A 23,711-nucleotide genomic window follows, 5' to 3' on the forward strand; every position below is an offset into this window, starting at 1 on the left:
TGATCGGAGGTCAGATTATGCCGAGCCTCCACCGCCGGTCCGTCTTGTTGCACCCAGATGGAGGCAAAGCGGGGTTCATTGCCGTAGCCACTGACGCAGATGGGCCGGAATCCCCTGCCGAACAGGTCGTTGACCGTCTGCTGATGCTGATCGGAGGTCAGATTATGCCGAGCCTCCACCGCCGGTCCGTCTTGTTGCACCCAGATGGAGGCAAAGCGGGGTTCATTGCCGTAGCCACTGACCCAGATGGGCCGGAATCCCCTGCCGAACAGGTCGTTGACCGTCTGCTGATGCTGATCGGAGGTCAGATTGTGCCGAGCCTCCACCGCCGACCCGCCTTGTTGAAGCCAAACCGAGGCAAACCTAGCAGCACCTGCCTGCGCCATCTTGGAAACTCCTCCCGCAACCAGCCTTTTCGGATACTTCCTGGACTTTGGATGAGCAACTGCCGGTGATCACCTAGCCCTGACTCGGCGTTTTCGGCGAAGTCATTCATAGAGAGACTGCCCGCCTAGGACTCCGTGAACTGATGTTAGTTACAGAAGCTATCGAATTCTTGCAGCTTGTCGGTGAAGACCTCGGTGTCGTGGATGACCACTCCTTCGAACACGCTGTAGAACACCTTGGCGTTGATGCGGTGAAAGCGCTCCACCTGACCATTGAGCCCGGGCGCGCGGGGCATGGTGTAGACGTGGTTGATGCTCGTGTCCAGCGCATGCCATCGAGGTGTCCTCCGAATGCGCCCACCAGCGTGCCGCCGGAGCTGGAAAAGGGGGATCCGCAGCCCGGGCATCGGACCGTGGCGGCCTGACCAGCAAAATCCACCTCGCCTGCGACGGCGTCGGCTGCCCGCTCGCCTTCACCCTCACGGGGCGGCAGCCGGGGCGGCAGGCCACTGGGTGATCCAAACGAAAGCCCCTAGTAGTGCTTTGTTAGCCGGTCTTGTCATTGTCGGGTGTCTGGTAGTTCGCTGGTTGTATGAGGGCTGGTGAGCTTGCGGCGGTGCGGGTCCGGTTGGACGAGTTCGCTTCCGAGGTGTTCGCGCCGTTGGTGCGGCGGGACTGGCTGGAGAAGGGCCAGTTGTATGTGCGGGGCCTGTTGCTGGACGGCCGGCGCAAGTCGATGCAGCCGATGGCCGAACGGCTCGGGGTCGATCATCAGCGGTTGCAGCAGTTCATGACGTCCTCGACCTGGCCGGTCGCCGACGTGCGGGCCCGGCTGGCATGGCGGGCCGTGCGGGCGGTGTGCCCGCAGGTGTGGGTGGTGGACGACACCGGTTTCCCCAAGGACGGCACGGCCTCACCCGGGGTGGCCCGGCAGTACTCGGGCACCCTGGGCAAGGTCGGCAACTGCCAGATCGGGGTGAGCGTCCACGCTGCCTCGGACACGGCTTCGTGCCCGCTGTCGTGGCGGCTGTTCCTGCCTGCCGCATGGGACGGGCCCGAGGCAGCCGCACGCCGGGCGGCCTGCCGGATCCCCGATACCGAACATCACCGCCCGAAGTGGCAGCTGGCGCTGGAGATGCTCGACGAGCTGTCCGGGATCGGGCTGCGGCCCGCCGCGCTGGTCGCGGACACCGGCTATGGGGCGAACGCCGACTTCCGTCACGGTCTCGAAGACCGGGGTCTGGCCTACGTCCTGCAGGCCGGAGCCGAGATGACCGCCCACGGCGAGGACACCGAACCCCGTCAGCCGGCCTACGGAGGTCTCGGGCCCCGCCCGCGGCCCCGCTACCGCTCCAGGCCCGTGTCCTTACGCGACCACGTGCTGGCCGCCGGACGCCACCACGGGCGAACCCTGACCTGGCGCAGGGGCTCCAGAGCCGCGATGAGCTCGCACTTCGTGCTCCTGCGGATCCGGCTCGCGGGCCGCCTCCCGAAGCCCGCCGCCGACGGCACGATCGGGCTGTCCTGGCTGATCGCGTAATGGCCCGAGGGCGAGGCGGAACCCACGAAGTACTGGATCTCGAACCTGCCCGCGAACATCCCCGCCAAGGACCTCGTCCGCCTGGCGAAGTCGAGGTGGCGGATCGAGCACGACTACCGCGAACTGAAAACAGCGCTGGGGCTGGACCACTTCGAGGGCCGTTCCTTCACCGGCTGGCATCGGCACGTCACACGATTACCCGACACCTTCTCAGGCCGGGCGGACCAGGCGGTTGTCGTGGGCGAAGACCACGGCCTGGATCCGGTCGCGGAGTTCGAGCTTGTGCAGGATCCGCCCCAGATGGGACTTCACGGTCGCCTCCGCGAGGTCCAGCGCGGCCGCGATCTCCGCGTTGGACAGGCCGCGGCCGACCTCGACGAGCACCTCGCGCTCCCGGGCGCTGAGCCGGTCCAGCCGCTCGTCGCGGACGGCGGTGCCCCCGTCGGGCAGGTGCGGACGGAAGTCCTCCAGCAGGCGCCGGGTGATCCGCGGGGAGAGCACCGCGTCGCCCGCCGCGACGTTGCGGATCGCGGTGAGCAGCTCCTCCGGCCTGGTGTTCTTCAGCAGGAAGCCCGAGGCTCCGGCGGCGAGACCGGCGAAGGCGTACGCGTCCAGGTCGAAGGTGGTCAGGATCAGCACTCTGCTCTGCGGGGAGACCTCGACGACCTGTCGGGTCGCCTCGATCCCGTCCGTCCCGGGCATCCGGACGTCCATGAGGACGACATCGGGCCGCAGCTCCCGGGCCAGGCGGACGGCCTGGGCGCCGTCCGCGGCCTCGCCGACCGGTGTCATGTCGGGCTGGGCATCCAGGACCGTGCCGAAGGCCATCCGGAGCAGCGCCTCGTCGTCGGCGATCAGAATGCGGATCGTCATGCGGAGGCCGCCCCGCCGCCGCACAGGAGGAGTCGGGTACGGACGCCCCAGCCGCCGCCCGGAAGCGGTCCGGCCCGCAGCGTCCCCCCGTAGGCGGCCGCGCGCTCGCGCATGCCGGGGATGCCGTGGCCGGGCGGTGCTGCGGCGGGCCGCGCCGGGCGGGGGCCGCTGTCGGTGACGTCCACGCCGACGGCCTGGGCCGAGCACTCGACCAGGACCGTCGCACGGGTGCCGGCGGGTGTGTGCTTGAGGGTGTTGGTCAAGGCTTCCTGTACCAGACGGTAGACGGTGAGTTGTGCGGTGGCGGGGACGTGGGTGTGGCCGCCGCGGACCTCCAGGCGGGTCGGCAGCCCGGCGGCGCCCATCTGGTCGGCGAGCGCCTCCAACTGGGCGATGCCGGGCAGCGGGTGGCGCTCGGCGTCCGGCTCGTCGGGCCGCAGGACGCCCAACGAGCGCCGCATGTCGGTGAGGGCCTGCCGGCCCGTCTCGGAGATCTGCAGCATCGCGGCGGTGGCCCGGTCCGGGGACCTGTGCTGCGCGTACACGGCGGCGTCGGTGAGCGCGACCATGACGGAGAGGTTGTGGGTGACGATGTCGTGCATCTCGCGGGTGATCCGGGCCCGCTCCTCGGCGACGGCCAGCCGTGCCTGCTGCTCCTGGTGCAGCGCGAGCCGTTCGGCCCGTTCCTGCACGGCGGCGAGGTAGGCCCGGCTGGTCCGCACGTTCACCCCGAGGACGGCGGCGGCGACGACCATCGCGGAGAGCGCGACGAAGGGGGTCGGGAACGCGCCGTCCGGTGCCCAGCGCAGGCAGGCCAGCACGGCTCCGCCCTCCACGACGGCACCGGCGAGGAGCGTGCCGCGCCGGCCTGTGTGCGCGGCCGCCGTGTAGAGGGCCACCAGCAGGGCGATGTCCGCGGGCAATTGGACGTCCATCAGCCACTGGACGAAGGCCGCGGCCGCCACGGCGCCGAACACCGCGAGCGGGGCCCGGCGCCGCCACAGCAGGGGGAGCGCCAGGGCGGCGGTGAGCGCCGCGGCCACCGGCAGCTCCCGGGCCGGGTACGTGGTCACGACGTTGAGCAGGAGAAGGATCGGCAGCGCCGCGTCCCACACCAGGGGTGGTACCCGGTCCCGGTGGCGCACCGTCACACCTCTCCGCCGATCGGTCGTCGTGGCGGCCCCGGCCGGGGCCGCCACCGCGTACAGCCGCAGCCTAGGCCGCGGGTCCGCGCCGCACATGAGCCCGGCGTCGGAGCGCACCAGGCAGGGGTACGACCACAGGAGGAGACCCGCCACCTCCCACGGTCGCAGGCCGGCCGCCGGTCCGGGGTGCCCGGTTGCCACTCCGGTCGCACCGCGGCCCGCCCCGGTTGCCACCCCGGTCGCAGTCGGCGGCGACCCGGGACCGATGCGGCGGCGCGGACCCGGCGCCGAGCATGGCCGGGTGACCGAAACCATCACGGGGCTGTCGATGTCCCTTCCGGAAGTCCTCGTCCTGCTGGGTGCCCTCGCGCTGGTGGCGGCGCGCTGGCTCCCCCCGGCCGCCCGCCGGCCCGTCACGATCGGGGCGGGGGCGGTGCTCGTGGCGTCCGCGACCGTGCTGGGCGTGGTGGGGATCCGCTGGCAGCTGCTGCCGGTCCTGGCAGGTGCCGCCCTGGCGTCGGCGTTCGCCCTCCCGCCCCTGCTGCGACGCCGTACCGGCCGACCGGCGTGGCGGGCCCGCTGGTGGCTGGCCCTGCCGGGATCGCTGGCCTGCGCCGGCCTGATCGCCATGGGCCCGGTGGCGGCCTGGGCCTTCCCCGTGCCCGGGTTCCCCGAGCCGTCGGGCGGCTTCGCGGTCGGCACCCGGGTGGTGCAGTGGACCGATTCGCTCCGGCCCGAGAGCTTCACCGCCGATCCGGACGACCGGCGCACGGTCGTGGCCCAGCTCTGGTACCCCGCGCAGAAGAGCCCCGCCGACACCCAGCGGGCCCAGTACCTGGGACGCACGGAGCAGGAGGCGCGCACCGTCGCCGAGGCCCTCGCCGGCGGGGTCGGCCTGCCCGGCTTCCTGGTCGACGGCGTCCCGCGGGCTCGCAGCCGTGCGGTCGTCGACGCCCCGGTGGCCGGTGGGGGAGAACGGTTCCCGGTCATACTGTTCTCCCCGGGGTCGGGCGGGGTGCGGACCCAGAACACCGCCTGGGCGGAGGAGCTGGCCAGCCACGGCTACTTGGTCGCCGCCCTCGACCACCCGTACGACTCCGCCGTCGTCGTCCTCGCCGACGGCCGCACGATCCGCGCCACGACCGCCTCCAGCGGGGACCGGGACCGGGACGAGGAGCTGGCGGCGGGCTGGACCGCCGTCCGGGCCGCCGACCTCGGCTTCGTCCTCACCCAGCTGGAACGGCTGGACCGGGGCGAGACCGCCGACCCGCTGACCGGACGCCTGGACACCAGCCGCGCCGCGGTGGCCGGCCACTCCCTGGGCGGTGCCGCCGCCCTGCAGGCGGCCCGGCAGGACCGCCGGTTCGACGCCGTCGTCGACCTGGACGGCTACCCCCACGGACCCACCGCGCCCGCCCTCGAGCAGCCGGCGCTCGCGCTCACCCAGGAGATCACCGCCGGCACCGACCCGCGCTACCTGCCCCGCCTCACCGACGCCCTCGAGCACAGCACCGCGACGAGCTACCGGCTCGCCGTCCCCGGCGCCGGGCACCTCACCTTCATGGACGGCCCGCTCTACCTGCCGCCGGTGCCCTCGATCGTCGGCACCCTGGGCCGCACCGAGAGCCCGCGCGTCGTCGCCGGAGCCACCCTCGCCTTCCTGGACGCCGTCCTGCGAGGCCGCCCCGGCGACCCGGCCGAAACCCTCCGGGCCTACGGGAAGGTCTACACGGCCTCACCATCAGGGGCTCGGGGAACTGCGAGGCTGACCCCGTGATTTGCCGAACACGCACGTAAGAAGGTGTTGGGTATCGGGTGATCACTCGTTCTTGAGGTCGTCGGCGGGGCGGCGGGCTGCTTCGGTCTCGATGGGGCCGCGCGGTTCGATCTCCTCGCCGGCGGGGCGGGCGGCCATGAGGCGGATCACGGCGACTTTGATCACCGGTTCGGCGTGCGGGGTCTTGCGCTCGTAGTCCCGTGCCAACCGTCTGCACCGCCCCAGCGAGGTCAATGTCCGCTCGACCAACCACCTGCGGGGCAGCACCGCTCGCGCAGCATGTCGTGAACCCGGCCCCAGTACCGTCCGCCGCCCACGCGCGGAACTGAGCGTCCGTCAACGACGAGTCGTAGGACGGCCTACACGCACAGACACACATGATGGTGATCTTCATGGACGGCTAGATCACGGAGATCACCACCGACGCATCACGGCATGCAGTTGATCAATTACCCAACACTTTCTCAGGGGGCAGGCGGCGTGGAGCGGGCGTAGCGGTCGGCGAGCCGACGGAGGTGGGTGACCAGTTCCCCGGGTCCGGTGACGTCGAAGTCGAAGTCGAGCATGCCCAGGTAGGCGGCGAGGGTCTGCACCGTGTCCGCACCGGTGACCAGGACGCAGCTGTCGGCGTCGAAGGCCTCGACCGTGCCGACGGCGGGGTTGATCTGCTCGATCACCGCCGTCGCCGGGGCATGGACGGTCACCCGCGCGTAGTAGCGCCAGGCCGCGCTCGACACGCGTCTGGAGACGTATGCCGAGACGTCGCCGCCCGGCGGTTCGCGTGGTGTGAAACGCGGTCCGGTCGGTGTACGGGGCTGGATCCGGTCGACCCTGAAGGTACGCCAGTCCTCGCGCTCGACGTCCCACGCCACCAGGTACCAGCGCTGCCCCCAGTTCACCGCCCGGTACGGCTCCACCACCCGGCGGGTCGGCGAGCCGGCGTGGTCCAGGTAGTCGAAGCGCAGTCGCTCCTGGTCGCGGCAGGCGGATACCAAGGTGGTCAGCACGTCGGCGGAGACGGACGGCACCGGACGGTCCGTGGGCACGGCCCCGGTGTACGCCGTGAGGGTCCGCACCCGTCGGCGCAGCCGCGAGGGCAGCACCTGCTCCAGCTTGGCCAGCGCCCGCAGCGAGGTTTCCTCGGCGCCGGGGACGGCGCCCTGCGCCGCGGTGCGCAGCGCGATCGTCACCGCGACGGCCTCCTCGTCGTCGAGCAGCAGCGGGGGCATCGCCGCCCCGGCGCCGAGCCGGTAGCCGCCGGTGGATCCGCGCGTGGCGTCCACGGGATAGCCGAGCTCGCGAAGTCGTTCGACGTCGTTGCGGACGGTACGGCCGCTCACCCCGAGGCGTTCGGCGAGTTCGGATCCCGGCCAGGCCTTCGGGGTCTGCAACAGAGAGAGCAGGCGCAGCAACCGTGCGGAGGTATCGAGCATGAGGCCCAGCCTGTTGTGCCATTAGGAACGTAACGTGCCTATATCGAGAATAGTGTCTTACCCATGGAGAGCAGCGGCAACACCGACGCCCGGATCCACCCGTTCCGCATCGATGTCCCGCAGGACGAGCTCGACGACCTGCGCGACCGGCTGGCGCGTACCCGCTGGGGCAGCGAGATCCCCGGCGCCGGCTGGAGCCGGGGTGTGCCCACCGACTACCTCAAGGCCCTGGCCGCGTACTGGGCCGACGGTTTCGACTGGCGCAAGGCGGAAGCGGAGCTCAACGAGTTCCCCCAGTTCACCACCGGGATCGACGGCCAGAACATCCACTTCCTCCACGTCCGCTCGCAGAACCCGGCGGCCGTCCCACTGCTCCTGCTGCACGACTGGCCCTGCTCCTTCGTGCAGTTCGTCGAGGTCATCCGGCCGCTGGCGGAGGACTTCCACGTCATCGTGACCTCCACGCCCGGCACCGGCTTCTCCGGGCCGCTCGGCGAGGCCGGTTGGAACACCGGCCGCATCGCGGGCGCGTTCGTCGACCTGATGGGTCGGCTCGGCTACGACTCCTACGGTGTTCAGGGAACGGGCGGCGGCGCCTGGATCGCCGCCGAGATGGGGCGCCAGGCACCCGACCGGGTCGTCGGCATCCACGTCAACGGCCTGATCACCTTCCCCTCCGGGGATCCTGCCGAGTTCGAGGGGCTCACCGAGTCCGAGCAGGAGCGGCTGGCCCGGCTGGAGGATTTCCAGCAGGACAAGATGGGCTTCAACGCCATCCAGTCCACTCGCCCGCAGACCCTCGCCTACGGGCTGCACGACTCGCCGGTCGGCCAGCTCGCGTGGATCGCAGAGAAGTTCAAGGAGTGGACCGACCCCGCCTCCGAGCTCCCCGAGGACGCCGTGGGCCGCGACCGCCTGTTGACCAACATCAGCGTCTACTGGTTCACCGGCACGGCCGGCTCCTCGGCGAACCTGTACTACGAGGCGGGCCACGACCCGGCCGCCTGGGCCCCGAAGGCGCGCGGCACCGTCCCGACCGGAGTGGCCGTCGCCCTGCACACCGACATCGCCATCCGCCGCTTCGCCGAGCGGGACCACAACGTCACCCACTGGAGCGAGCTGGAGCGCGGCGGCAACTTCCTCGCTCTGGAACAGCCCGAGGCGTTCGTCACCGACGTCCGCACCTTCTTCGGGACGCTCGGCACCTGACACCTAGGGTGTGGGTCTCGACAGTCCACGATCGGCCTGGAGGTGCCGTGTTCCTGGAGATGAAACTGAGTGCGATAACACTCGACTGCCCTGATCCGCTGGTTCTGGCGGCGTTCTACCAGCAGGCCACGGGCCTGGAACTCCACCCGAAGTCTGACGCGGACTTCGCCGGCCTCGAACGTGAGGACGGACTCCTCATCGGCTTTCAACGGGTCGACGGCTACCGCGCTCCGACCTGGCCCGATCAGACCGTTCCCCAGCAGCTGCACCTCTGCTTCGACGTCGCGGACCTGGACGAGGCCGAGGCCCGCCTGCTGGAGCTGGGCGCGGGCAAGCCGGTCCATCAGCCCCACGAGGACAGGTGGCGGGTCCTCACCGATCCTGCTGGACACCCGTTCTGCCTCACCAGAGGCTGATCGGGGGTCAGCGGGCGGGACGACTCGGGACGACGGGGTGTGACGACGACCGGCGTGGGTGTGTCGGTGCCGACCCGGAACTCTGCCGTCCGGCACGGTGGGGCGCAGTGTGCAGCCGTCCGCGCGTGACGGCTCCCAGGGCACCTGTGAGGGGTTCGCATGTCCGAGAAAGACGCCTCCCGGACCAGCCGTCGTACTGTTCTGCTGGCCGCCGGATCGGCCGGAGCCGCGCTGCTGACCGCGGCCTGCTCCGGCCCGGCCGGGACCCGGAGTGCGGCGGGGCAACCGTCAGCCTCGCCGCCCCGCCCGTCGGGCAGCGGCAGCAGCGGCCCGGCCTGCGTCCTCACCACCGAAGCGGGCGCGGGCCCGTACTACGTGGACCTGGACCGGATCCGGTCGGACATCACCGAGGGCCGGAGCGGAGTGCCGTTCCGGCTGGACCTGACGGTGGTCCGGGTGTCAGCGGGCTGCCGGCCGCTCGCCGCCGCGAGCGTCGACGTGTGGCATGCCGACGCCTCCGGCGCCTACTCCACCGGCGGGGCAACCTTCCTGCGCGGCACGCAAGTCACCGACGGCGCCGGCCGATGCGTGTTCCGGACGATCGTGCCCGGCTGGTACGCGGGACTGGCGCCGCACATCCACTTCAAGGTGCACCCCGACACCCGTACCGAGACGACGTCTCAGTTCTTCTTCCCCGAGGACCTCCTGCTGAAGGTGTACGCGCTCCAGCCCTACGCACGCCGGCCCGCACCGAAGCACCCCAACCGGCGGGACAGCCGCTACAGGTCCGCCGGCACCGCCATGACGCTGGCCCTCGCGCCGGACGGCGACGGCTACCGTGCCGCGTACACCGTGGGAATCGCCTGAGCCACGTACCCGCCGTCCGGCCGTCCCGACCAGGATGCGGGTACCGTCTAGGCCTCCAGGACCTCGTCGTAGAAGCCGCAGAAGGCTTCGGCGGCCTCCCGCCAGTTCGGCAGGTCCGGCGCTCCGGTGGCCGTGGACAACGCGGGCCGCGGGGGCGCGGCGACGGCCCGCTGCCAGCTCCGTACGGCCAGGTCGTCGTCCCACGGGTCGAGGACCGCGGAGCCGTCGAGCAGCGTCCGGTAGCCCTCTGCCCCCACGGGCGGCGGGCTGAGGATCCGGCACCCCGTCTGCGCCGCGGCCACCAGCACACCGCTGGACCACACCCGCCGGTACGGCAGAGCGACCCAGGCCACGCGTTCCAGGAGCCGGACGAACTCGGGCCACGGATGGAACCCCGGGAGGTACTCGACCTGTTCGTGGGCGGACGCGAGCCGGGTGAGGACCTGATGGGTGGCCGGGTGGTCCGGATACCCGGCGATCAACAGCCGCTGGTCGCCGGTGGCGTGCCGGACGAAGGCCTCGGCGAAGGCCGCCGTGCGCTTGTAGGGGCGCAGCCGGCCGAAACAGCCGATCGTCGTCCGGCGTGCGGCCCCGCCGGCTCCCGGGCTCAGTCCGGGGTATCGGGGGTGGGGAAGGTACAGGGCGGGCGAGGGGAGCGCGCCGCGGATCTGCCGTGCGAGGTGCTCGTGTTCCTTGGTGAAGAAATGGACGCCGTGGGTGAGGGAGTCGACCGCGTCGATGAACGACACCGTCCCGTTCGCACCGGGCTCGTGCGGCGCCAGGTCGTGGACGGTCTGGACGAGGCGGGCGCCCCGCGCGGTCATGGCCCGAAGGAGATCGAGCGCCTGGGCGTCCCCCAGCAGTCGGCCGAGCATCTCGGGCCAGTGCACGTGCACGATGTCCGGTACGTCGCGCAGGAGTGCGTCCCGTACGCGGCGGGAGACATCTGCTGCGGTGAACCCGGGCTCGTCGCGGCACAGTCCGGGCCGCATGACCTCGATGCCCAGTGCCGCCAGATGGCTCTCCTGCAGCCGCACGTAGTCATTCCACGCGCAGGTCTCAGGTATCTGCAGCACTCTGGGTGCGCTCACTCTTCTCCACCAACTCGTCGCGGCCGGGACCTTCGAAGATCTTCAGACGGAGTCTCACGGACGACGAGCCGCCCCTGCGCGACGGACGCCGCGTGCCGCCTTGCGCGGTGTCAGGGTCAACTCCTGACTTCAGGGCGTGCTACGTGGTCCACGGCCGGAGCTTCTCGGGGTTGCGCACCGCCCAGATGTGCGTGATCCGGCCGTCTGCGAGGCCGAACGCGGCCACCGTCACGGTGGCGCCGCCGTGCTGCGCCACCAGGCCGGGCCGGCCGTTGACCGAACGCTCCAGGAGCGTCATGCCGGGTGCCCTGCTGCCGATCTCGACGATGTAGCGGGCGATCCGCTCGCTGCCTGCCACCGGATGGAGCACCGCACCGACCTTGCCGCCGCCGTCGGCGATCATCGTGGCATCGGGGTCGAGCAGGCCGACGAGGGCGGCGATGTCCTTGGCCTCCCATGCCTGCTTGAAGTCCCTGATGACACCGGCCTGTCGGTTCGTCGGAGCCACAGGGGTCCGGGCCTCACGGACGCGGCGGCGGGCCGACGACGCGAGCTGTCTGCACGCCGCCGGGGTGCGGCCGACGATCTCGGCGACTTCGGCGAAGGGGTACCGGAAGACGTCGTGCAGGATGAACGCGACCCGTTCGGCCGGGGTCATCGATTCGAGCACCACGAGGAAGGCCATGTCGACCGACTCGTCCAGGGTGACCCGGTCGGCCGGGTCGGCCGGGTCACCTCTGCCGTCACCCGGCCGCCCGTGCATCCATTCCGCACGGTCGGGCAACGGCTCCGGGATCCACTCGCCCACGTAGCTCTCGCGCCGCGCCCGCGCCGAGCCGAGCAGGTCGAGGCAGATGCGACCGGCCACCTTCGTCAGCCAGGCCCCGGGGGACTCGATGGCCTCCTGCCGCTCCCGGGACATGGCGTACCAGCGGGCGTAGGTCTCCTGAACGGCGTCCTCCGCCTCGGCCAGGGAGCCGAGGAGCCGGTAGGCGAGATTGATCAGCTGCCGGCGCTCGCCCGTGATCGCGCTCAGGCTCGGATCGAGGCGGCCGCGTCCGGACGCGCGCTCGGACACGGGCCCGGACACGGTCTCGGGCTCGGATCTGGTGGTCATGGTCTCGACGACTCCCCTGTTCGCTTGTCTTGATCTTCCCCTCACCATGTTCGACGAGACCGCGACGAAATGTGAGGCCGGTGCGCCCCCTCACATTTTCGGTGGCTGCGTCGTCGGACTGGTGGGACCTCGGGGCACCGGCCACGGGGAACCACTGTCGAGAAGCAGAGTTGAGAACCAGAAGGGAAGGGCTCACCATGCCCGTGCCGACGACTGAACAGCAGCGCAGCGTCAAGTTCTTGACGTTCATGCGAGCCGCGATCGCCTTGCAGACCGCGGCCATCTTCTTCCAGGCGGCCACCGCCGGACTGTTGCTGTCCTCGCAGCACGGAGAGGCGCTGCACGGTGCCGGCGCTCGCGTGATGTACGCCGCGACGATGCTGTACGTACTCACCGCGATCCTGCTGTGGCGGCCGGGCGGCGGCTCGCCCGTGCCCATCCTGTATTCCGTCGGCTTCCTGGCGCTCGCGTCGGTGCAGGTGGTCCTGGGCATCGCGCACGAGGCGACCCTGCACGTCCCCTTGGGCGTCCTGATGTTCGGCCTGAGCGTCCTTCAGCTGGGCCGGCTGCAAACAGTCCGGCGCGCTCGCGCGGATGCCGCGGCATGACACCCGCCGACCTGCGGCGTCTTGAGGGGAGGCACAACAAGAACCAGAAATACTAGTGAATATGGCCGCGCTGACCGAAAGTCCTTGGCCAATTTGGTGACAAGCGCGCTGATGTTTCATGATTGTGACTGCACGTCACCTTTCGGCGTGCATCGAGGAGGCGGGGGCGCCGGGGGGTCCCCCGTTCACACCGGTCGATTGCGCGGGCGAGTTCTCACTCTCGCCGCGCCCCGCCGTGGCTCCCGTCCCATTCCCGTCACCAAGGCAAAGGCCCATGTCCGCCCAGCAGCTCTCGGACCTCATACGTTTCGCCCGCCACAACTCGCCCTTCTACCAAGACCTTTACGCGTCCCTTTCGCCGCACGCCGACCGCCTCACCGACCTGCCGGTGGTCGACCAGCAGGAGTTCTGGGCGGCCAACACCCTTCACGGCAGCCGGGTGCTGACCGGCCCGCTCAGCGAGGCCACGGTCTACAAGACCGGCGGCACCACGGGGTCCCCCAAGTTCTCCGTCTACACCCGCGACGAGTGGCGCACCTTCGTCACCTCCTTCGGCCAGGGACTCGTGGACACGGGTCTGCGCCCGGGACACCGCGTCGCCGACCTCTTCTACGCCGGGGAGCTGTACGCCAGCTTCCTCTTCGTCCTCGACTCGCTCGCCCACGCCCCCGTGGACAACGTCCGCCTGCCCATCGGCGGCGGCGCGCCGCTGGAGTCGACGATCCCCACACTGCGCGATCTCGCCGCCCAGGTACTGGCCGGCACGCCCACCACCCTGTGCAGGCTCGCCGAACAGGCCATCTCGTCCGGTGCCCGGCTCGACTCGGTGGAGTTGCTCCTCTTCGGCGGCGAGGCCCTCTTCGACGACCAACGGCGTCTGCTGGCCACCGCGTTCCCCCGCGCCGAGGCGCGTTCCATCGGATACGCCAGCGTCGACGCCGGCCTCCTCGGCCGCCCCGTACCCGGCTCCGACACCCGCGTGCACCGGGCCTTCAGCCCGTACTCGGTCGTCGAGATCCTCGACGACTCCACCGATGAGCCCATCACCGAACCGGGGCGGCCCGGCCGGGTCGTCGTCACCAGCCTCTTCCGCCGTCTCATGCCGATCATCCGGTACCCCGCCGGCGACCGGGCCGAGTGGACCGGAACCGGGCCCGGACACTTCCGGATCCTCGGCCGCGCCGAGGAGGGCGTACGGGTCGGCCCCGTCTCCCTCTACACCCAGGACGCGCAGGACGCCGTGGCTTGCGCGGACACCGCAGGGCACGTGGTCGGAATGCAGCTCGTCGTCCGCCGGTGGGACGGCCGCGACGGGCTCGTCCTGCGGCTGGCGACGGCCCCCGGCGACAACGCCTCCGACGCGATCCAGGGTGGCCGGGAGGCGCTGGGCAAGGCGGTCCTCAAGGAGCTGGAGACCGTACGGCCGCTGTATCCGGACAGCGTGCGCGCCGGATTCGTGCACCCGCTGTCCGTGGAGTGGGCGCGCCACCGCGACCTCGCCGTCAACCCGCGCTCGGGCAAGCTCGTCCGGGTCCTCGACGAGAGGCCGACCGCGTGACCACCTCACCCGTATCCGTACGTGAGACCGAGACCGGCGCCGAGGCCGGCGGGCGGCGCGCTCCGCTGATCCTGCGCAACCGCGCCTTCGGTGCCGTGTGGCTCGGCCAGGTCCTCACCCAGGCCGCCATACGCATGTTCCAGGTCGGCGTGTCCTGGTGGATCGTCGCGTACGCCGTGCACGACTCCCGTGGTCTGGCCTCCGGGCTGTTCATGGCCGCCTGCACGCTGCCGGCCGTGGCGCTGGCGCCCGTCGTTGCCGGGGCCGTCGCCCGGTTCGCCCACCGTTCGGTGCTGCGGACCGCCGCCGGCCTGGCCGGGGCCGCCTCGGGCGTCCTCGCGCTGTGGGCGTACGGCGGCGGCCTGCCGCTCCCCGCCGTCTACGCCGCTGCTCTCGCCCTGGCCACCTGCCAGGCGTTCTTCGACCCCTGCCTGACCACCTCGGTGCCCGAACTCGTCGACGACGCCGACATCGAGACGGCCACCGGCTTCGAGCTGTCCACCCAGTCCCTGGCCGGTCTCGGAGGAGCGCTGCTCGGAGCCCTCACCGTCGACCGGGCCGGCGTGGCCGGGCTGGCCGTCGGCTGCGCGGCCGCCTACCTCGGCGCCGCCCTCCTCATCGCGAGCGCCCGCTTCCGCGCGGCCCCGACCGCCGCGTCCGACCCGGCGGCAGCCGCGCCCCCGCGGCGGGGGCTGCGCCACATCCTGGACGAACTGCCCTACGTTCGGCGGATCCTGGTCTGCTTCACCGCGGCGAACCTCTTCACCACCGCCGTGTTCGTCGTCATCCCCCTCTACACCCGCTCGGTCTTCCACGGCGGTGGCGGCACCGTGGCACTGCTGGAGGCCTCCCTGGGGGCCGGCACGCTCATCGGCGCCTTCACCGGCACTCGCGTGCCGGGGCGGCCCACGGTCGCCGGCGCCTACTGCCTGGGCCTGATGTCCCTCGCCCTGGCACTGCCCGGGCTGGTCGCAAACCGTCCGGTCGTCGCGGGCTGCCTGGCCGTGGCCGGCTGGTGCGCCGGGGCCGTCGGCGTCCGCTTCGTGGCCCTCTTCCAGCGCCTGGTGCCGACGGAGGACAAGCCCGGCTTCTTCGCCGTGATGCAGGCCGTACTGGGCGCCTCCCTGCCGGTGGCATCCCTGGTGTTCGGCTCCGCAGGCGACTTCTTCTCGCCCCGGACGCTGTGCCTGGTGCAGGGCGTCGGCCTCCTCCCCGCCGCCTGCGCACTGGCCCTGCTCGGGTCCCGTACGGCCGCGCCACCCACAGCGGATGCGGGCACGGATGCCGGCCGAGGCGCGGCGGAACCCGTCGGAGGCGAGCGGTGAATCCCGTCATCACCCCGGCCACCTGCGCCGACATCGCAGAACTGCGCCAGCTCTACTACGCCGTCTACGGGCCGCACTACCCCGTGGCCCTCGGCACGGACCCGGCCGAAATGGCCCGGCTCATCGAGGACCCGTACTCCCTGTGGCTCGTCGGCCGCTGCGCCGACACCGGGGCCCTGACCGCGTCCGCCGCCATCCACGGTGAGGCGGGCAGTCGCATCGGCCGCCTGGAGGGCATCGCCGTACACCCCGGGCACCGTTCCGCCGGCCTGGCCGCAGCCCTGACCGAGGCCCTGTGCGCCGGGATGCTGGACACGGGCCGGCTGGACTCGGTGTACGCGACCGTACGCACCGTCAGCGCCGGTCCGCAGCGCGTCGTGGCGCGCAACGGGTTCCGTCCGCTGGGCATCCTGCCCAACGCGGTCGATCTCCGCAGCCGCGAGAGCCTCGCACTCTACGCGCGTCACTCCACGGGTGTGCTCGATCGTCGGATGCCCGTCACCGAAGTGCCCGCCCCGCTGCTGCCGTTGCTGCGCACCGCCGAGGCCACGCTCGGCATCGGCTACCCCGGGGTCCGGGCCGCCACCGACCCGCTCCCGGCGCCCGCGCCGCAAGGGGCCGTCGAACAGCTGGAGATGATCGAGGCACCGGCCTTCGTACGCCGTCGCTTCCGCGAGCAGTTCCCGGGCGCGGAGGGCTGGTTCTACCCGCTGCACACCCCGAACGTGCTGCTCACTCCCGAAGACGGCCGGTTCGAGGTCTACGCCTACCTCAACCGCGCCGGAGGGTACTGCTCCCTGCTGACCGCCCACCCCGACCCGGCCGCCGCGGCCGCGTACCTCGAACCCGTCACCCGGGCGCTGGCCCGCGCGGGCGCCGGCTACGTCGAGGCCCTGGTGCCGCTCGCGCACCAGGAGGCCCTCTCGGCCTTCCTGGCCCAGGGGTTCGTCGCCGGGGCCCTTTACCCGGCGATGCGCGCCGACGGGGACGGCTTCCACGACTACGCCGTCCTGTCCCGTTCGAGCGAGCGGATCGACTTCCGCGGCGTCGCCGTCGAACCGCCCCTCCAGCCCTATCTGGACTGCTACGTGTCGGCCTGGGCGTCGGCACACCTGCCCACATCATCCGAGGTTGCCCTGTGAACCCCCATCTCGCGCCGGTCGCCGTACCCGACCCGGCCCTCCTGCCGCACGTGCAACAGCTGTGCGACCTGACCGACCCCTACGCCTGCGGGCCCGCGGAGGACGAACTGTTCGCCGCCGCCATGGCGGAGACCAACGCCTGGCACACCGAGCGCTCCTCCTTCTTCCGCTCCCTGTACGAGGCCACTCCCCCGGCGGAGCCGTACCGGGCGCCCCTCGTCCACGCGAACTTCTTCAAGCGCCACGAGGTGCTCTCCATCCCGCGCGAGGAAGTCGAGCTGCACCTCACCTCCTCCGGCACCACCGGCCAGAAGTCGCAGATGTTCTTCGACAACTGGACCATCCGCTCCGCCCAGCGCATGGTCGCCCGGATCTTCGAGCGCAACGGCTGGATCACCCCCGACCAGGAGGTCAACTACCTCCTGTACAGCTACGAGCCGGCCCCCTCCCTGAACCTCGGGACCGCCTTCACCGACAACTACCTGTGCGATTTCGCCCCGGCGCGCAGCGTCGAGTACGCGCTGCGCAACACCGGCGGCGACCACGAGTTCGACCCCTTCGGCTGCATCGCCGCGCTGCGCCGCTTCGAGCGGGAGGACGCCCCTGTCCGCATCCTCGGCTTCCCCGCCTTCCTCTTCTTCACCCTGGAGCGGATGCGGGCCATGGGGCTGCCTCCGCTGCGCCTGCCCGAGGGCTCCCTCGTCGTACTCGGCGGAGGCTGGAAGGGCCACGCCGACCGGCGGATCGGCAAGGAGGAGCTGTACGCCCGCGTCACCGAGCAGCTCGGCATCCCGGGTGAGCGGATCCGGGACACCTTCGGGTCGGTGGAGCACTGCATCCCGTACATCGAGTGCGACCACCACCGGCTGCACGCCCCCGTCTGGTCCCGGGTGACGATCCGGTCCACCCGCACGCTCGAACCCGTGCCGTACGGGGAGCGCGGCTATCTGCACCTCGTGTCGCCGTACATCACCTCGGTGCCGGCGCAGAGCGTGGTCATGGGCGACCTCGCCTCCCTCCAGCCGGGGGACGCCTGCGGGTGCGAGCTGGAGACCCCCTGGTTCACCGTCCACGGCCGTGCCGGGGTGAGCCGCAACCGCAGCTGCGCGGTGGCCGCGGCGGAACTGATGAAGGGAATGGCGTGACCATGAGCGTGCACCACCACTACTGGCAGGGTTCCTTCATCTGCGACGAGGAGGCCGGGCGACGCCTCGCCGAACTGCCGGCCGTCGTCGAGGCCGCGCTGGCGACGGACCTGGAGACCGAGACCGTCCTGGCCGCCTGCGACGCCCTGGCCGGCGCGCTGTGCGACCCGGCCCACCCCGTACACGGCCGGCTCGCCGCGCACCTGCCGGAGGGCGAGGACCCGGCGGTGCTGGCCGAGCTCGGCGCGCTCCTCGGCCGGCGCGAGCTGACCCGCAAGCTGCGCCGGGAGCTGGGCGGCACGGCTCCGGGCCGGCTGAACCGGGCCGATCCGCGCGAGACGGTCTACGAGGCGTGGGCGCCGGTCGGCCTGGTCGCCCACATCGCCCCGGGCAACGCGGCGACGGTGGCACCGCTGAGCATCGTCGAGGGCCTGCTCGCGGGCAACGTCAACATCCTCAAGACGAGCAGCGACGACACCTTGCTCACCCAGCACCTGATGGCCGAGCTGGCGGCCCTGGACCCCAGTGGTGCGCTGGCCGCGCGGGTCGTCGTCCTGCGGTTCCCGTCGTCCCGGCAGGAGTGGCTGCGCCTGATGTGCGCGCCCGCGGACGCCGTCGCCGTGTGGGGCGGGGAAGGCGCCGTGGAAGGCGTGGCGGCCCATGTGCCGGCCGGTTGCCGGCTGGTGGAGTGGGGACACCGGATCTCCTTCGCCTACCTGACGAGTGAAGCCTGGTCGGATGCCGTGACGCTCGGGGCGCTGGCGGACGACGTGTGCCTGCACGAGCAGCAGGCCTGCTCCAGCCCCCAGGTGGTCTACCTCGACACCGAGGACGAGGGCGAGGTGTTCGCCTTCGCCGAGCGTTTCGCCGCCGTGCTCGCGGCCCGGCCGCCGGCGGTGGGCGCCGTGTCCGCGGTCGGGCCGGACCCGGCGGAGGAGGCCGAGCTGACCACCACCGAGCTGGTGGCCCGGCTGGAGGAACACCTGGGCCTGACCCGGGTGTTCGCCGCGCCCGACGGCTCGTGGCGGGTCATGGCCGACACGCGTTCCCCGCTCACCGCCTCGCCGCTGCACCGCAGCGTGTGGGTCAAGCCGCTGCCCCGCAAGCGGCTGATCGCCACCCTGCGCCCGATGCGCCGCTATCTGCAGACGGCGGGCCTCGCGGGCAGCCGGACCGACATCGCCGAGCTGTCCCGCACCGCGCTGGCAGCCGGCGTCACCCGTGTGACGCCCGTCGGGTCCATGCTGGAGAGCTACGCGGGCGAGCCGCACGACGGCGTCTACGCCCTGCAGCGCTACAGCCGCCGCGTCGCGGTCCAGGCCGACCCGGCCCGCTTCGCCACCACCGCCTGCCTGGACGACCTGGCCCGGCCCGTCGTGCTGCCGCAGCCCGCGGGTCCGCTGCTGGGCAAGGAGGACGTTCAGGAGTCGGCCCGGCAGGTGGCGCGGGCCGATGCCGAGCTGTACTTCCGCAGCGGCGGCAGCACCGGCGCGCCGGCACTGTCGATCTTCAGTTACGACGACTACGACACCCAGATGCACGCCGCCGCCCGCGGTCTGCTGGCCGCCGGCTACGACCCGGTCGGGGACCGCACCGCCAACCTCTTCTACTGCGGCGGCATGTACGGCAGCTTCATCAGCTTCTTCTCCGTACTGGAACGGCTCGGCGGGGTGCAGCTGCCGCTGTCCGCGGGACCGGACCACCGGGCGACGGCCCGGGCCATCATCGACCACGGGGCCGACACCCTCTTCGGCATGCCCTCCTACCTGTGGCAGCTGCTGCACGCGGAGGCGGACGCACTGCGCGCGTACGGAGGCCTGCGCAAGGTCTTCTACGGCGGCGAGCACTTCACGCAGGAGCAGCAGCGCACGCTGAAGGACACGTTCGGCATCGAGGCCGTCCGCTCGATCACCTACGGCAGCACGGACCTCGGCCCGCTGGGCTACCAGTGCACCGAGAGCTCCGGGGGAGTCCACCACCTGCACGCCGACCTCCACACGATGGAGATCCTGGACCTGGCCGAGGACCGGCCGGTGGCCCCGGGCGAGACGGGCCGGCTGGTCTTCACCACGCACGCCCGGCGCGGCCAGCACCTGGGCCGGTACGTGATAGGCGACCTCGGCCGGGAGATCCCGGGCCGCTGCCCGTGCGGCCGGCACGCGCCCCGCTTCGAGCTGCGGGGGCGCACCGGTGACGTGATGCGGGTGGCGACGTACTTCCTCAATCACCGCCGCTTCGTGGCCCTGGCGGAGGAACGGGGCGGCCACCGCGGTGAGCTGCAGATCCGGCTGGACGCCGCGGACGCACGCGAGCGGCTGACCGTACGGGTGGAACGGGCCGGGGCGACGGACCCGAAGCGGCTGCGGGAGGTCTTCCTGGCCGGCTACCCGGAGCTCCGCTCGGCGGTGACGGAGCGGCTGCTGGACCTGGTGGTCGAGGCCGTGGACGGCGCGTCCCTGGACCGCAGCCCGACCAGTGGAAAGCTCCTCGCGGTGGTGGACACGCGCCGCTAGGTCGTGTCGTCACGGCTGCTCGCCGGCCCCGGTCAGCTGACCAGGGCCGGCGGGTCAGCGGGTCAGCGGGTCAGCGGGGCGACGGGGCGACGGGGCGACGGGGCGACGGGGCGACGGGGCGACGGGGCGACGGGGCGACGGGATCAGCGGCGGCGCCCGTCAGGAACAGCTCCAGAGCCGCCTCCGTCATGCCGTTGTCGAGGGCGGCCAGGGCGCTGCCCCGGCGCAGGCTGCCGACCACGCGGGCCCGCTGTTCGGCGCCCGCGTCGAACAGCCATCGTGCGGTCTCGGCGGACAGTTTCACGTCGTCGAGGAAGTACGTGAAGGCTTCGGCGAGTTCGGTGCCCGCGGCCTCCAGTCCCAGGCGCCGGGCTCGGGTGATCGCCCACTGGATCCGCTCGCTCTCCTGGGCCGCCCACGCCCCCGCGGCTTCCCGGTCCAGCTTCCCGGCGCTCTCGGCTGACGCCTCCGTGCCGAGTTCGGGGGCGCGGCCGGCTGCCAGGTAGACGACCGCGTCGCGGTAGGCGCGTACCAACCGCCGCTCGGCGGTGCGGCGCTCCTCAGGGGGCAGGGTCTCGTGCTGGTCGTGCGCGAAGACGCGCACCAAGTCATGGAAGCGGTAGCCGGGGTCCTCCGCGTCCCTGTCGTCCACCTCCATCAGCCCTACGGCGACGAGTTCGTCGGCGGCCGCCGATCCGGCCGGAAGGCACCGTCCGACGTGCCAGTCGTTCAGTCTTCCACCGGCAAGGAGGACATCAGTCCGGCCGCGAGCCGTGCGGGTTCCGGCAGGTCCCGGAAGCTGAGGGACAGGGACGCGCGCAGGCTCAGGTCGTCGTACACCAACCCGTGCAGCCGGACGCGTTCGTCCTCGAGCCGGGCGCGCATCCGCGGCAGCGTCAGGTCGTCGCGTGCCGCCAGCTTCTCGCCGACGATGCGCAGCGCCAGCGGAAGCCGTCCGCAGAACTGCACGATCTCCAGGGCGGTTGCGGGGTCCGCGGCCACGCGCTCCCGGCCCGCGTATGCGCTCAGGGCCGCCAACGCCTGCTCCTCTTCGGGAAGTTGCACCTTCACCGGGTTTCGCCAGGTGCTGTTCCTCACCGACAGGGCCCGTCGGCTCGTCACGAGCACCGAGCAGCCGGGTCCCACCGGCAGAAGCGGCTGGATCCGTTCGGTGGTGTGCGCGTTGTCGAGGACGATCAGCATGCGCAGGTTGTTCGTCAGGCTGCGGAAGCGTGCGGCCCGGTCGTCGGTCCGGCGGGGGATGTCCTCGGGAGCCGTTCCCTGGGCCGCTCCCAGGTCCTGGAGGAACCTGCCCAGAACCTCTCCGCTGTCGCGCGGGCTGTCGGCGTCGCCCTGCAGGTCGACGTACAGCTGTCTGTCCGGATAGTGCCCCTTGGCCCGGTGCGCCGCGTGCAGGGCGAGCACGGTCTTGCCCGTCCCGGCCGCGCCGTGCACAACGATCACCCCGGCCTGGCCGACGGCCGGTTCCCCGGCAGCATGCCGCTCGTGGGGGTCGGCACGTCCTGGAGCCGCTCGACGAGGCCGGCGCTCAGCACATCACGCCCCACCAGGACGTGTTCGGGAGGGAGTTGATGGGGCGGATTCGGTCCGGGGTGCCTCGGCGCGGCCCGCTCGCCCTCCGAGTGACGCTGCATCACCATCGTCAGGTCGGCCGCCAGCGCGACGGCACCCGCGAAGGCGCCCAGCGCCCATTTGCCCTTCAGTTCGCTGAAGATGAAGTCGCCCGAACATCCCGGTCAGGGTCAGGACCACCGCGGTGCCCGTCACCACCAGCCGCTTGCGACGCCCCTGAACATCGATCGCCACCCTGCGAACCTTCCCCCGCGCCAACTGGCCAGACGATCCACGGACCATCCGTGCGTGATGTCCGCAAGCGCGCAATCGAGACAGCCGGTCCAGGAGCGTCGCGTCATCGTCAGGAGGTACGGGCGAGTGCGGCGAGCAGGTGACGCAGCGCTGGGCCGGGCGGGCCGGGCAGTACGGCGAGCGAGGTGGTGAGGGCGGGCTCAGCCAGCGGGCGCAGGGCAACCTGGTGGACGGCGGGCAGCCCGACCACGTCGTAGAACACGGTCCAGGAGGGTGTACCGGCGCCGATGGCGGTGAGCGTCTCTTGGAAGGTGGTGAACGTAGGACCCGGCAGCGGCTCGGCTCCGACCGCACGCAAAGCGTTGGTGATCAGGTCGTGGAACGGCGGGTTGTGCTCCCGTGGAGCGAGCCGCAGGGGCAGGCCGGCCAGCTCCTCCACGTGCAGGACGGGGCTGTTCGCGAGCGGATGCCCCTCGGGCAGGGCCACGTACAGCGGGTCGCTCCACACCGGCAGGAGTTCCAGTCCCGGTGCCGTGTCCAGGGCCCGTACGAGAGCTGCGTCCAGCTCGCCGGAACGCACGGCGGCCAGCCGTTCCGCGACGGGCAGGCGCCGCGGCCGGACCTGGAGCCGAGGGCTGGTGGCCGTCAGCTCGTGCAGGAGGCGGTAGATCCGGTCGCCGGGGCCGTGGACGGTGCCCAGCCGCAGGACCCCGTCGTCGCCCGAGGCGATCTCGGCGGCCACCTGGCGCGTGCGGTGCGCGGCATCGAGTACGGCGCGCGCCTCCGGCAGCAACCGCTCGCCGGCACCCGAGAGGTGTACGTGCCGGGTGGATCGCTCGAAGAGCACCACCCCGAGTTCGCGTTCGAGGCGGCGGATCTGCCCGCTCACCGCCGACTGGACGATGCTGAGCCGCTCGGCGGCACGGCTGAAGCCGCCCTCCTCGGCGACGGCCACGAAGTACTGCAGCTGCCGCAGCTCCACGCGCCCCTCCGATTGATCTCGATCGGTGATTTCTGCAGGTGCCAACCGCCTGTGGTGCACCGCTTCTTCCCGGGATCGAATGGGAGCCGAACCGAGCGGTTCGCGAGAGGAGCCCAGCAGATGTCCAAGGAAGTCCCGGATGCCGCGTCCGCGCTGGTCGTGCGGTGCGAGGAGGCCGAGCACGTCCCCCTGCCGCACGGCGGAGGCTTTCGCCTGCTGGCGGACGCCGGAGCGACGGGCGGCGCGCTGGGAGCCAACCGACTGGCTCTCGGTGAAGGGGCTGACGGAGCCAGGCCACACCGTCACGAGTTGTCGTCCGAGCTGTTCTACGTCCTGGACGGCACGGTGGAGTTCTTCCTGAACGGCGAGACGGCGTCGGTGGGGCGGGGCGGACTGGTCGTCGTCCCGCCGGGGATGCCGCACGCGTTCGGCGCGGCCCGAGGCTCCACGGCCGACCTGATCGCCGTACTGACGCCCGGCGTCGACCGCTTCGGCTACTTCCGCGCGCTCGGCCGCATCCAGCACGGCCAGGACTCCTTCGAGAGCCTTCTGCCCGAACAGGACCGCTACGACGTGCACTTCCTCGACGACACGGCCTGGCGGTCCCAGCGGGCAGCCTGCTGACGGGCACCCTCGGTCGGTGACGGTGAACACGCACGGCCGCCGCCGGGGCCGGAGGCGCGGGGGCGGGGGGCCGCCGGGCGTGCGGCGGGGGGGGGCGGGGTGGTCGCGGTGGGGGTCCCGGTGTTGTCGGCGT

At 71.9% G+C, this 23,711-nt stretch carries 22 protein-coding genes and 3 pseudogenes; 14 read left to right on the forward strand and 11 right to left on the reverse strand.

Annotated features, from left to right (window positions below):
- Both ACFYOB_RS00740 and ACFYOB_RS00745 read right to left on the reverse strand, forming a co-directional pair.
- Positions 1–386: hypothetical protein (locus ACFYOB_RS00740; RefSeq protein ID WP_388552519.1), on the reverse strand; the 386-nt coding region annotated here is incomplete at its 3' end.
- A 146-nt stretch (positions 387–532) separates the two neighbouring features.
- Entirely contained in the window at positions 533–682 is a 150-nt protein-coding gene (locus tag ACFYOB_RS00745) for a hypothetical protein (protein ID WP_388552522.1), read from the reverse strand.
- A gap of 59 nt (positions 683–741) precedes the next feature.
- On the opposite strand from ACFYOB_RS00745, the pseudogene ACFYOB_RS00750 reads away from it, so the two are divergent.
- From ACFYOB_RS00750 to ACFYOB_RS00760, 3 genes and pseudogenes are all read left to right on the forward strand, one after another.
- Positions 742–870: pseudogene (locus ACFYOB_RS00750) on the forward strand (IS5/IS1182 family transposase); the annotation flags it as partial.
- Between the two features lie 144 nt (positions 871–1,014).
- Positions 1,015–1,926 carry an IS701 family transposase gene (locus ACFYOB_RS00755; protein ID WP_388552525.1) on the forward strand — a complete coding sequence of 304 codons (912 nt, stop codon included), beginning with the start codon at positions 1,015–1,017 and terminating at the stop codon, positions 1,924–1,926.
- Between the two features lie 57 nt (positions 1,927–1,983).
- Positions 1,984–2,088: pseudogene (locus ACFYOB_RS00760) on the forward strand (transposase); the annotation flags it as partial.
- 48 nt (positions 2,089–2,136) lie between these two features.
- Here the strand turns inward: ACFYOB_RS00760 and ACFYOB_RS00765 are convergent.
- Together ACFYOB_RS00765 and ACFYOB_RS00770 are read right to left on the reverse strand one after the other, a co-directional pair.
- Positions 2,137–2,799 (reverse strand): response regulator, encoded by a 663-nt coding sequence (locus ACFYOB_RS00765; RefSeq protein WP_388552527.1) that lies wholly within the window; start codon positions 2,797–2,799, stop codon positions 2,137–2,139.
- Entirely contained in the window at positions 2,796–3,950 is a 1,155-nt protein-coding gene (locus tag ACFYOB_RS00770) for a sensor histidine kinase (RefSeq protein WP_388553961.1), read from the reverse strand. The genes ACFYOB_RS00765 and ACFYOB_RS00770 overlap by 4 nt, the downstream gene beginning before the upstream one ends.
- Before the next feature lie 259 nt (positions 3,951–4,209).
- Here ACFYOB_RS00770 and ACFYOB_RS00775 point away from each other — a divergent pair, with 259 nt between their 5' ends.
- Positions 4,210–5,721, forward strand: a complete 1,512-nt coding sequence (locus ACFYOB_RS00775) for an alpha/beta hydrolase family protein (RefSeq protein ID WP_388552530.1) — start codon at positions 4,210–4,212, stop codon at positions 5,719–5,721.
- Between the two features lie 42 nt (positions 5,722–5,763).
- Here the strand turns inward: ACFYOB_RS00775 and ACFYOB_RS00780 are convergent.
- Both ACFYOB_RS00780 and ACFYOB_RS00785 read right to left on the reverse strand, forming a co-directional pair.
- Positions 5,764–5,988, reverse strand: a pseudogene (locus ACFYOB_RS00780) (IS5/IS1182 family transposase); the annotation flags it as partial.
- Between the two features lie 197 nt (positions 5,989–6,185).
- Positions 6,186–7,154, reverse strand: coding sequence for a helix-turn-helix transcriptional regulator (locus tag ACFYOB_RS00785; protein ID WP_388552532.1), 969 nt, complete (start codon positions 7,152–7,154; stop codon positions 6,186–6,188).
- Between the two features lie 63 nt (positions 7,155–7,217).
- On the opposite strand from ACFYOB_RS00785, the gene ACFYOB_RS00790 reads away from it, so the two are divergent.
- From ACFYOB_RS00790 to ACFYOB_RS00800, 3 genes are all read left to right on the forward strand, one after another.
- Positions 7,218–8,363, forward strand: a complete 1,146-nt coding sequence (locus ACFYOB_RS00790) for an epoxide hydrolase family protein (protein ID WP_388552535.1) — start codon at positions 7,218–7,220, stop codon at positions 8,361–8,363.
- Between the two features lie 59 nt (positions 8,364–8,422).
- Positions 8,423–8,779, forward strand: a complete 357-nt coding sequence (locus ACFYOB_RS00795) for a VOC family protein (RefSeq protein WP_388553964.1) — start codon at positions 8,423–8,425, stop codon at positions 8,777–8,779.
- A 159-nt stretch (positions 8,780–8,938) separates the two neighbouring features.
- A complete protein-coding gene (locus tag ACFYOB_RS00800) occupies positions 8,939–9,646 on the forward strand; it encodes an intradiol ring-cleavage dioxygenase (RefSeq protein WP_388552538.1) in 708 nt (235 codons plus the stop codon).
- 47 nt (positions 9,647–9,693) lie between these two features.
- Here the strand turns inward: ACFYOB_RS00800 and ACFYOB_RS00805 are convergent, their stop codons facing one another.
- Together ACFYOB_RS00805 and sigJ are read right to left on the reverse strand one after the other, a co-directional pair.
- A complete protein-coding gene (locus tag ACFYOB_RS00805; RefSeq protein WP_388552541.1) occupies positions 9,694–10,737 on the reverse strand; it encodes a hypothetical protein in 1,044 nt (347 codons plus the stop codon).
- A 139-nt stretch (positions 10,738–10,876) separates the two neighbouring features.
- Positions 10,877–11,854 (reverse strand): RNA polymerase sigma factor SigJ, encoded by a 978-nt coding sequence (sigJ, locus tag ACFYOB_RS00810; protein ID WP_388552544.1) that lies wholly within the window; start codon positions 11,852–11,854, stop codon positions 10,877–10,879.
- Positions 11,855–12,051: 197 nt separating this feature from the next.
- Between sigJ and ACFYOB_RS00815 the strand changes: the two genes are divergently transcribed.
- The 6 genes from ACFYOB_RS00815 to ACFYOB_RS00840 all read left to right on the forward strand — a co-directional run bounded on the left by ACFYOB_RS00815 (position 12,052) and on the right by ACFYOB_RS00840 (position 20,145).
- A complete protein-coding gene (locus ACFYOB_RS00815) occupies positions 12,052–12,462 on the forward strand; it encodes a hypothetical protein (protein WP_388552547.1) in 411 nt (136 codons plus the stop codon).
- A gap of 274 nt (positions 12,463–12,736) precedes the next feature.
- Positions 12,737–14,020 (forward strand): phenylacetate--CoA ligase family protein, encoded by a 1,284-nt coding sequence (locus ACFYOB_RS00820; protein ID WP_388552550.1) that lies wholly within the window; start codon positions 12,737–12,739, stop codon positions 14,018–14,020.
- A complete protein-coding gene (locus tag ACFYOB_RS00825; RefSeq protein ID WP_388552553.1) occupies positions 14,017–15,345 on the forward strand; it encodes an MFS transporter in 1,329 nt (442 codons plus the stop codon). Before ACFYOB_RS00820 ends, ACFYOB_RS00825 begins: the two co-directional genes overlap by 4 nt.
- Positions 15,342–16,487, forward strand: a complete 1,146-nt coding sequence (locus ACFYOB_RS00830; protein ID WP_388552556.1) for a GNAT family N-acetyltransferase — start codon at positions 15,342–15,344, stop codon at positions 16,485–16,487. Before ACFYOB_RS00825 ends, ACFYOB_RS00830 begins: the two co-directional genes overlap by 4 nt.
- On the forward strand, positions 16,484–17,632 hold the full coding sequence (locus tag ACFYOB_RS00835; protein ID WP_388552559.1) for an acyl-protein synthase: 1,149 nt from the start codon (positions 16,484–16,486) through the stop codon (positions 17,630–17,632). The genes ACFYOB_RS00830 and ACFYOB_RS00835 overlap by 4 nt, the downstream gene beginning before the upstream one ends.
- 2 nt (positions 17,633–17,634) lie before the next feature.
- Entirely contained in the window at positions 17,635–20,145 is a 2,511-nt protein-coding gene (locus ACFYOB_RS00840) for an acyl-CoA reductase (protein WP_388553967.1), read from the forward strand.
- 70 nt (positions 20,146–20,215) lie between these two features.
- Here the strand turns inward: ACFYOB_RS00840 and ACFYOB_RS00845 are convergent, their stop codons facing one another.
- From ACFYOB_RS00845 to ACFYOB_RS00855, 3 genes are all read right to left on the reverse strand, one after another.
- Positions 20,216–20,803: a hypothetical protein gene (locus tag ACFYOB_RS00845; protein ID WP_388552562.1), complete on the reverse strand. Its 588-nt coding sequence runs from the start codon at positions 20,801–20,803 to the stop codon at positions 20,216–20,218.
- Between the two features lie 71 nt (positions 20,804–20,874).
- Complete coding sequence (locus ACFYOB_RS00850; RefSeq protein ID WP_388552565.1) at positions 20,875–21,609, reverse strand: NB-ARC domain-containing protein; 735 nt, start codon at positions 21,607–21,609, stop codon at positions 20,875–20,877.
- A 472-nt stretch (positions 21,610–22,081) separates the two neighbouring features.
- Positions 22,082–22,954: a LysR family transcriptional regulator gene (locus tag ACFYOB_RS00855; RefSeq protein ID WP_388552568.1), complete on the reverse strand. Its 873-nt coding sequence runs from the start codon at positions 22,952–22,954 to the stop codon at positions 22,082–22,084.
- Positions 22,955–23,074: 120 nt separating this feature from the next.
- On the opposite strand from ACFYOB_RS00855, the gene ACFYOB_RS00860 reads away from it, so the two are divergent.
- Positions 23,075–23,578, forward strand: a complete 504-nt coding sequence (locus ACFYOB_RS00860) for a cupin domain-containing protein (protein ID WP_388552571.1) — start codon at positions 23,075–23,077, stop codon at positions 23,576–23,578.
- The last annotated feature ends 133 nt before the right edge of the window (positions 23,579–23,711 follow it).

Origin of the sequence: Streptomyces sp. NPDC006463 (genome assembly GCF_042870715.1) — a bacterium.
Classification (GTDB): domain Bacteria; phylum Actinomycetota; class Actinomycetes; order Streptomycetales; family Streptomycetaceae; genus Streptomyces.

Excerpts from the sequence above, each read along its gene's own strand:
- ACFYOB_RS00745 (WP_388552522.1), bottom strand. The coding sequence starts at position 682 with ATGCCCCGCGCGCCCGGGCTCAATGGTCAGGTGGAGCGCTTTCACCGC.
- ACFYOB_RS00765 (WP_388552527.1), bottom strand. The coding sequence starts at position 2,799 with ATGACGATCCGCATTCTGATCGCCGACGACGAGGCGCTGCTCCGGATG.
- ACFYOB_RS00775 (WP_388552530.1), top strand. The coding sequence starts at position 4,210 with ATGCGGCGGCGCGGACCCGGCGCCGAGCATGGCCGGGTGACCGAAACC.
- ACFYOB_RS00785 (WP_388552532.1), bottom strand. The coding sequence starts at position 7,154 with ATGCTCGATACCTCCGCACGGTTGCTGCGCCTGCTCTCTCTGTTGCAG.
- ACFYOB_RS00790 (WP_388552535.1), top strand. The coding sequence starts at position 7,218 with ATGGAGAGCAGCGGCAACACCGACGCCCGGATCCACCCGTTCCGCATC.
- ACFYOB_RS00795 (WP_388553964.1), top strand. The coding sequence starts at position 8,423 with ATGAAACTGAGTGCGATAACACTCGACTGCCCTGATCCGCTGGTTCTG.
- ACFYOB_RS00800 (WP_388552538.1), top strand. The coding sequence starts at position 8,939 with ATGTCCGAGAAAGACGCCTCCCGGACCAGCCGTCGTACTGTTCTGCTG.
- sigJ (WP_388552544.1), bottom strand. The coding sequence starts at position 11,854 with ATGACCACCAGATCCGAGCCCGAGACCGTGTCCGGGCCCGTGTCCGAG.
- ACFYOB_RS00815 (WP_388552547.1), top strand. The coding sequence starts at position 12,052 with ATGCCCGTGCCGACGACTGAACAGCAGCGCAGCGTCAAGTTCTTGACG.
- ACFYOB_RS00820 (WP_388552550.1), top strand. The coding sequence starts at position 12,737 with ATGTCCGCCCAGCAGCTCTCGGACCTCATACGTTTCGCCCGCCACAAC.
- ACFYOB_RS00840 (WP_388553967.1), top strand. The coding sequence starts at position 17,635 with ATGAGCGTGCACCACCACTACTGGCAGGGTTCCTTCATCTGCGACGAG.
- ACFYOB_RS00845 (WP_388552562.1), bottom strand. The coding sequence starts at position 20,803 with ATGGAGGTGGACGACAGGGACGCGGAGGACCCCGGCTACCGCTTCCAT.
- ACFYOB_RS00860 (WP_388552571.1), top strand. The coding sequence starts at position 23,075 with ATGTCCAAGGAAGTCCCGGATGCCGCGTCCGCGCTGGTCGTGCGGTGC.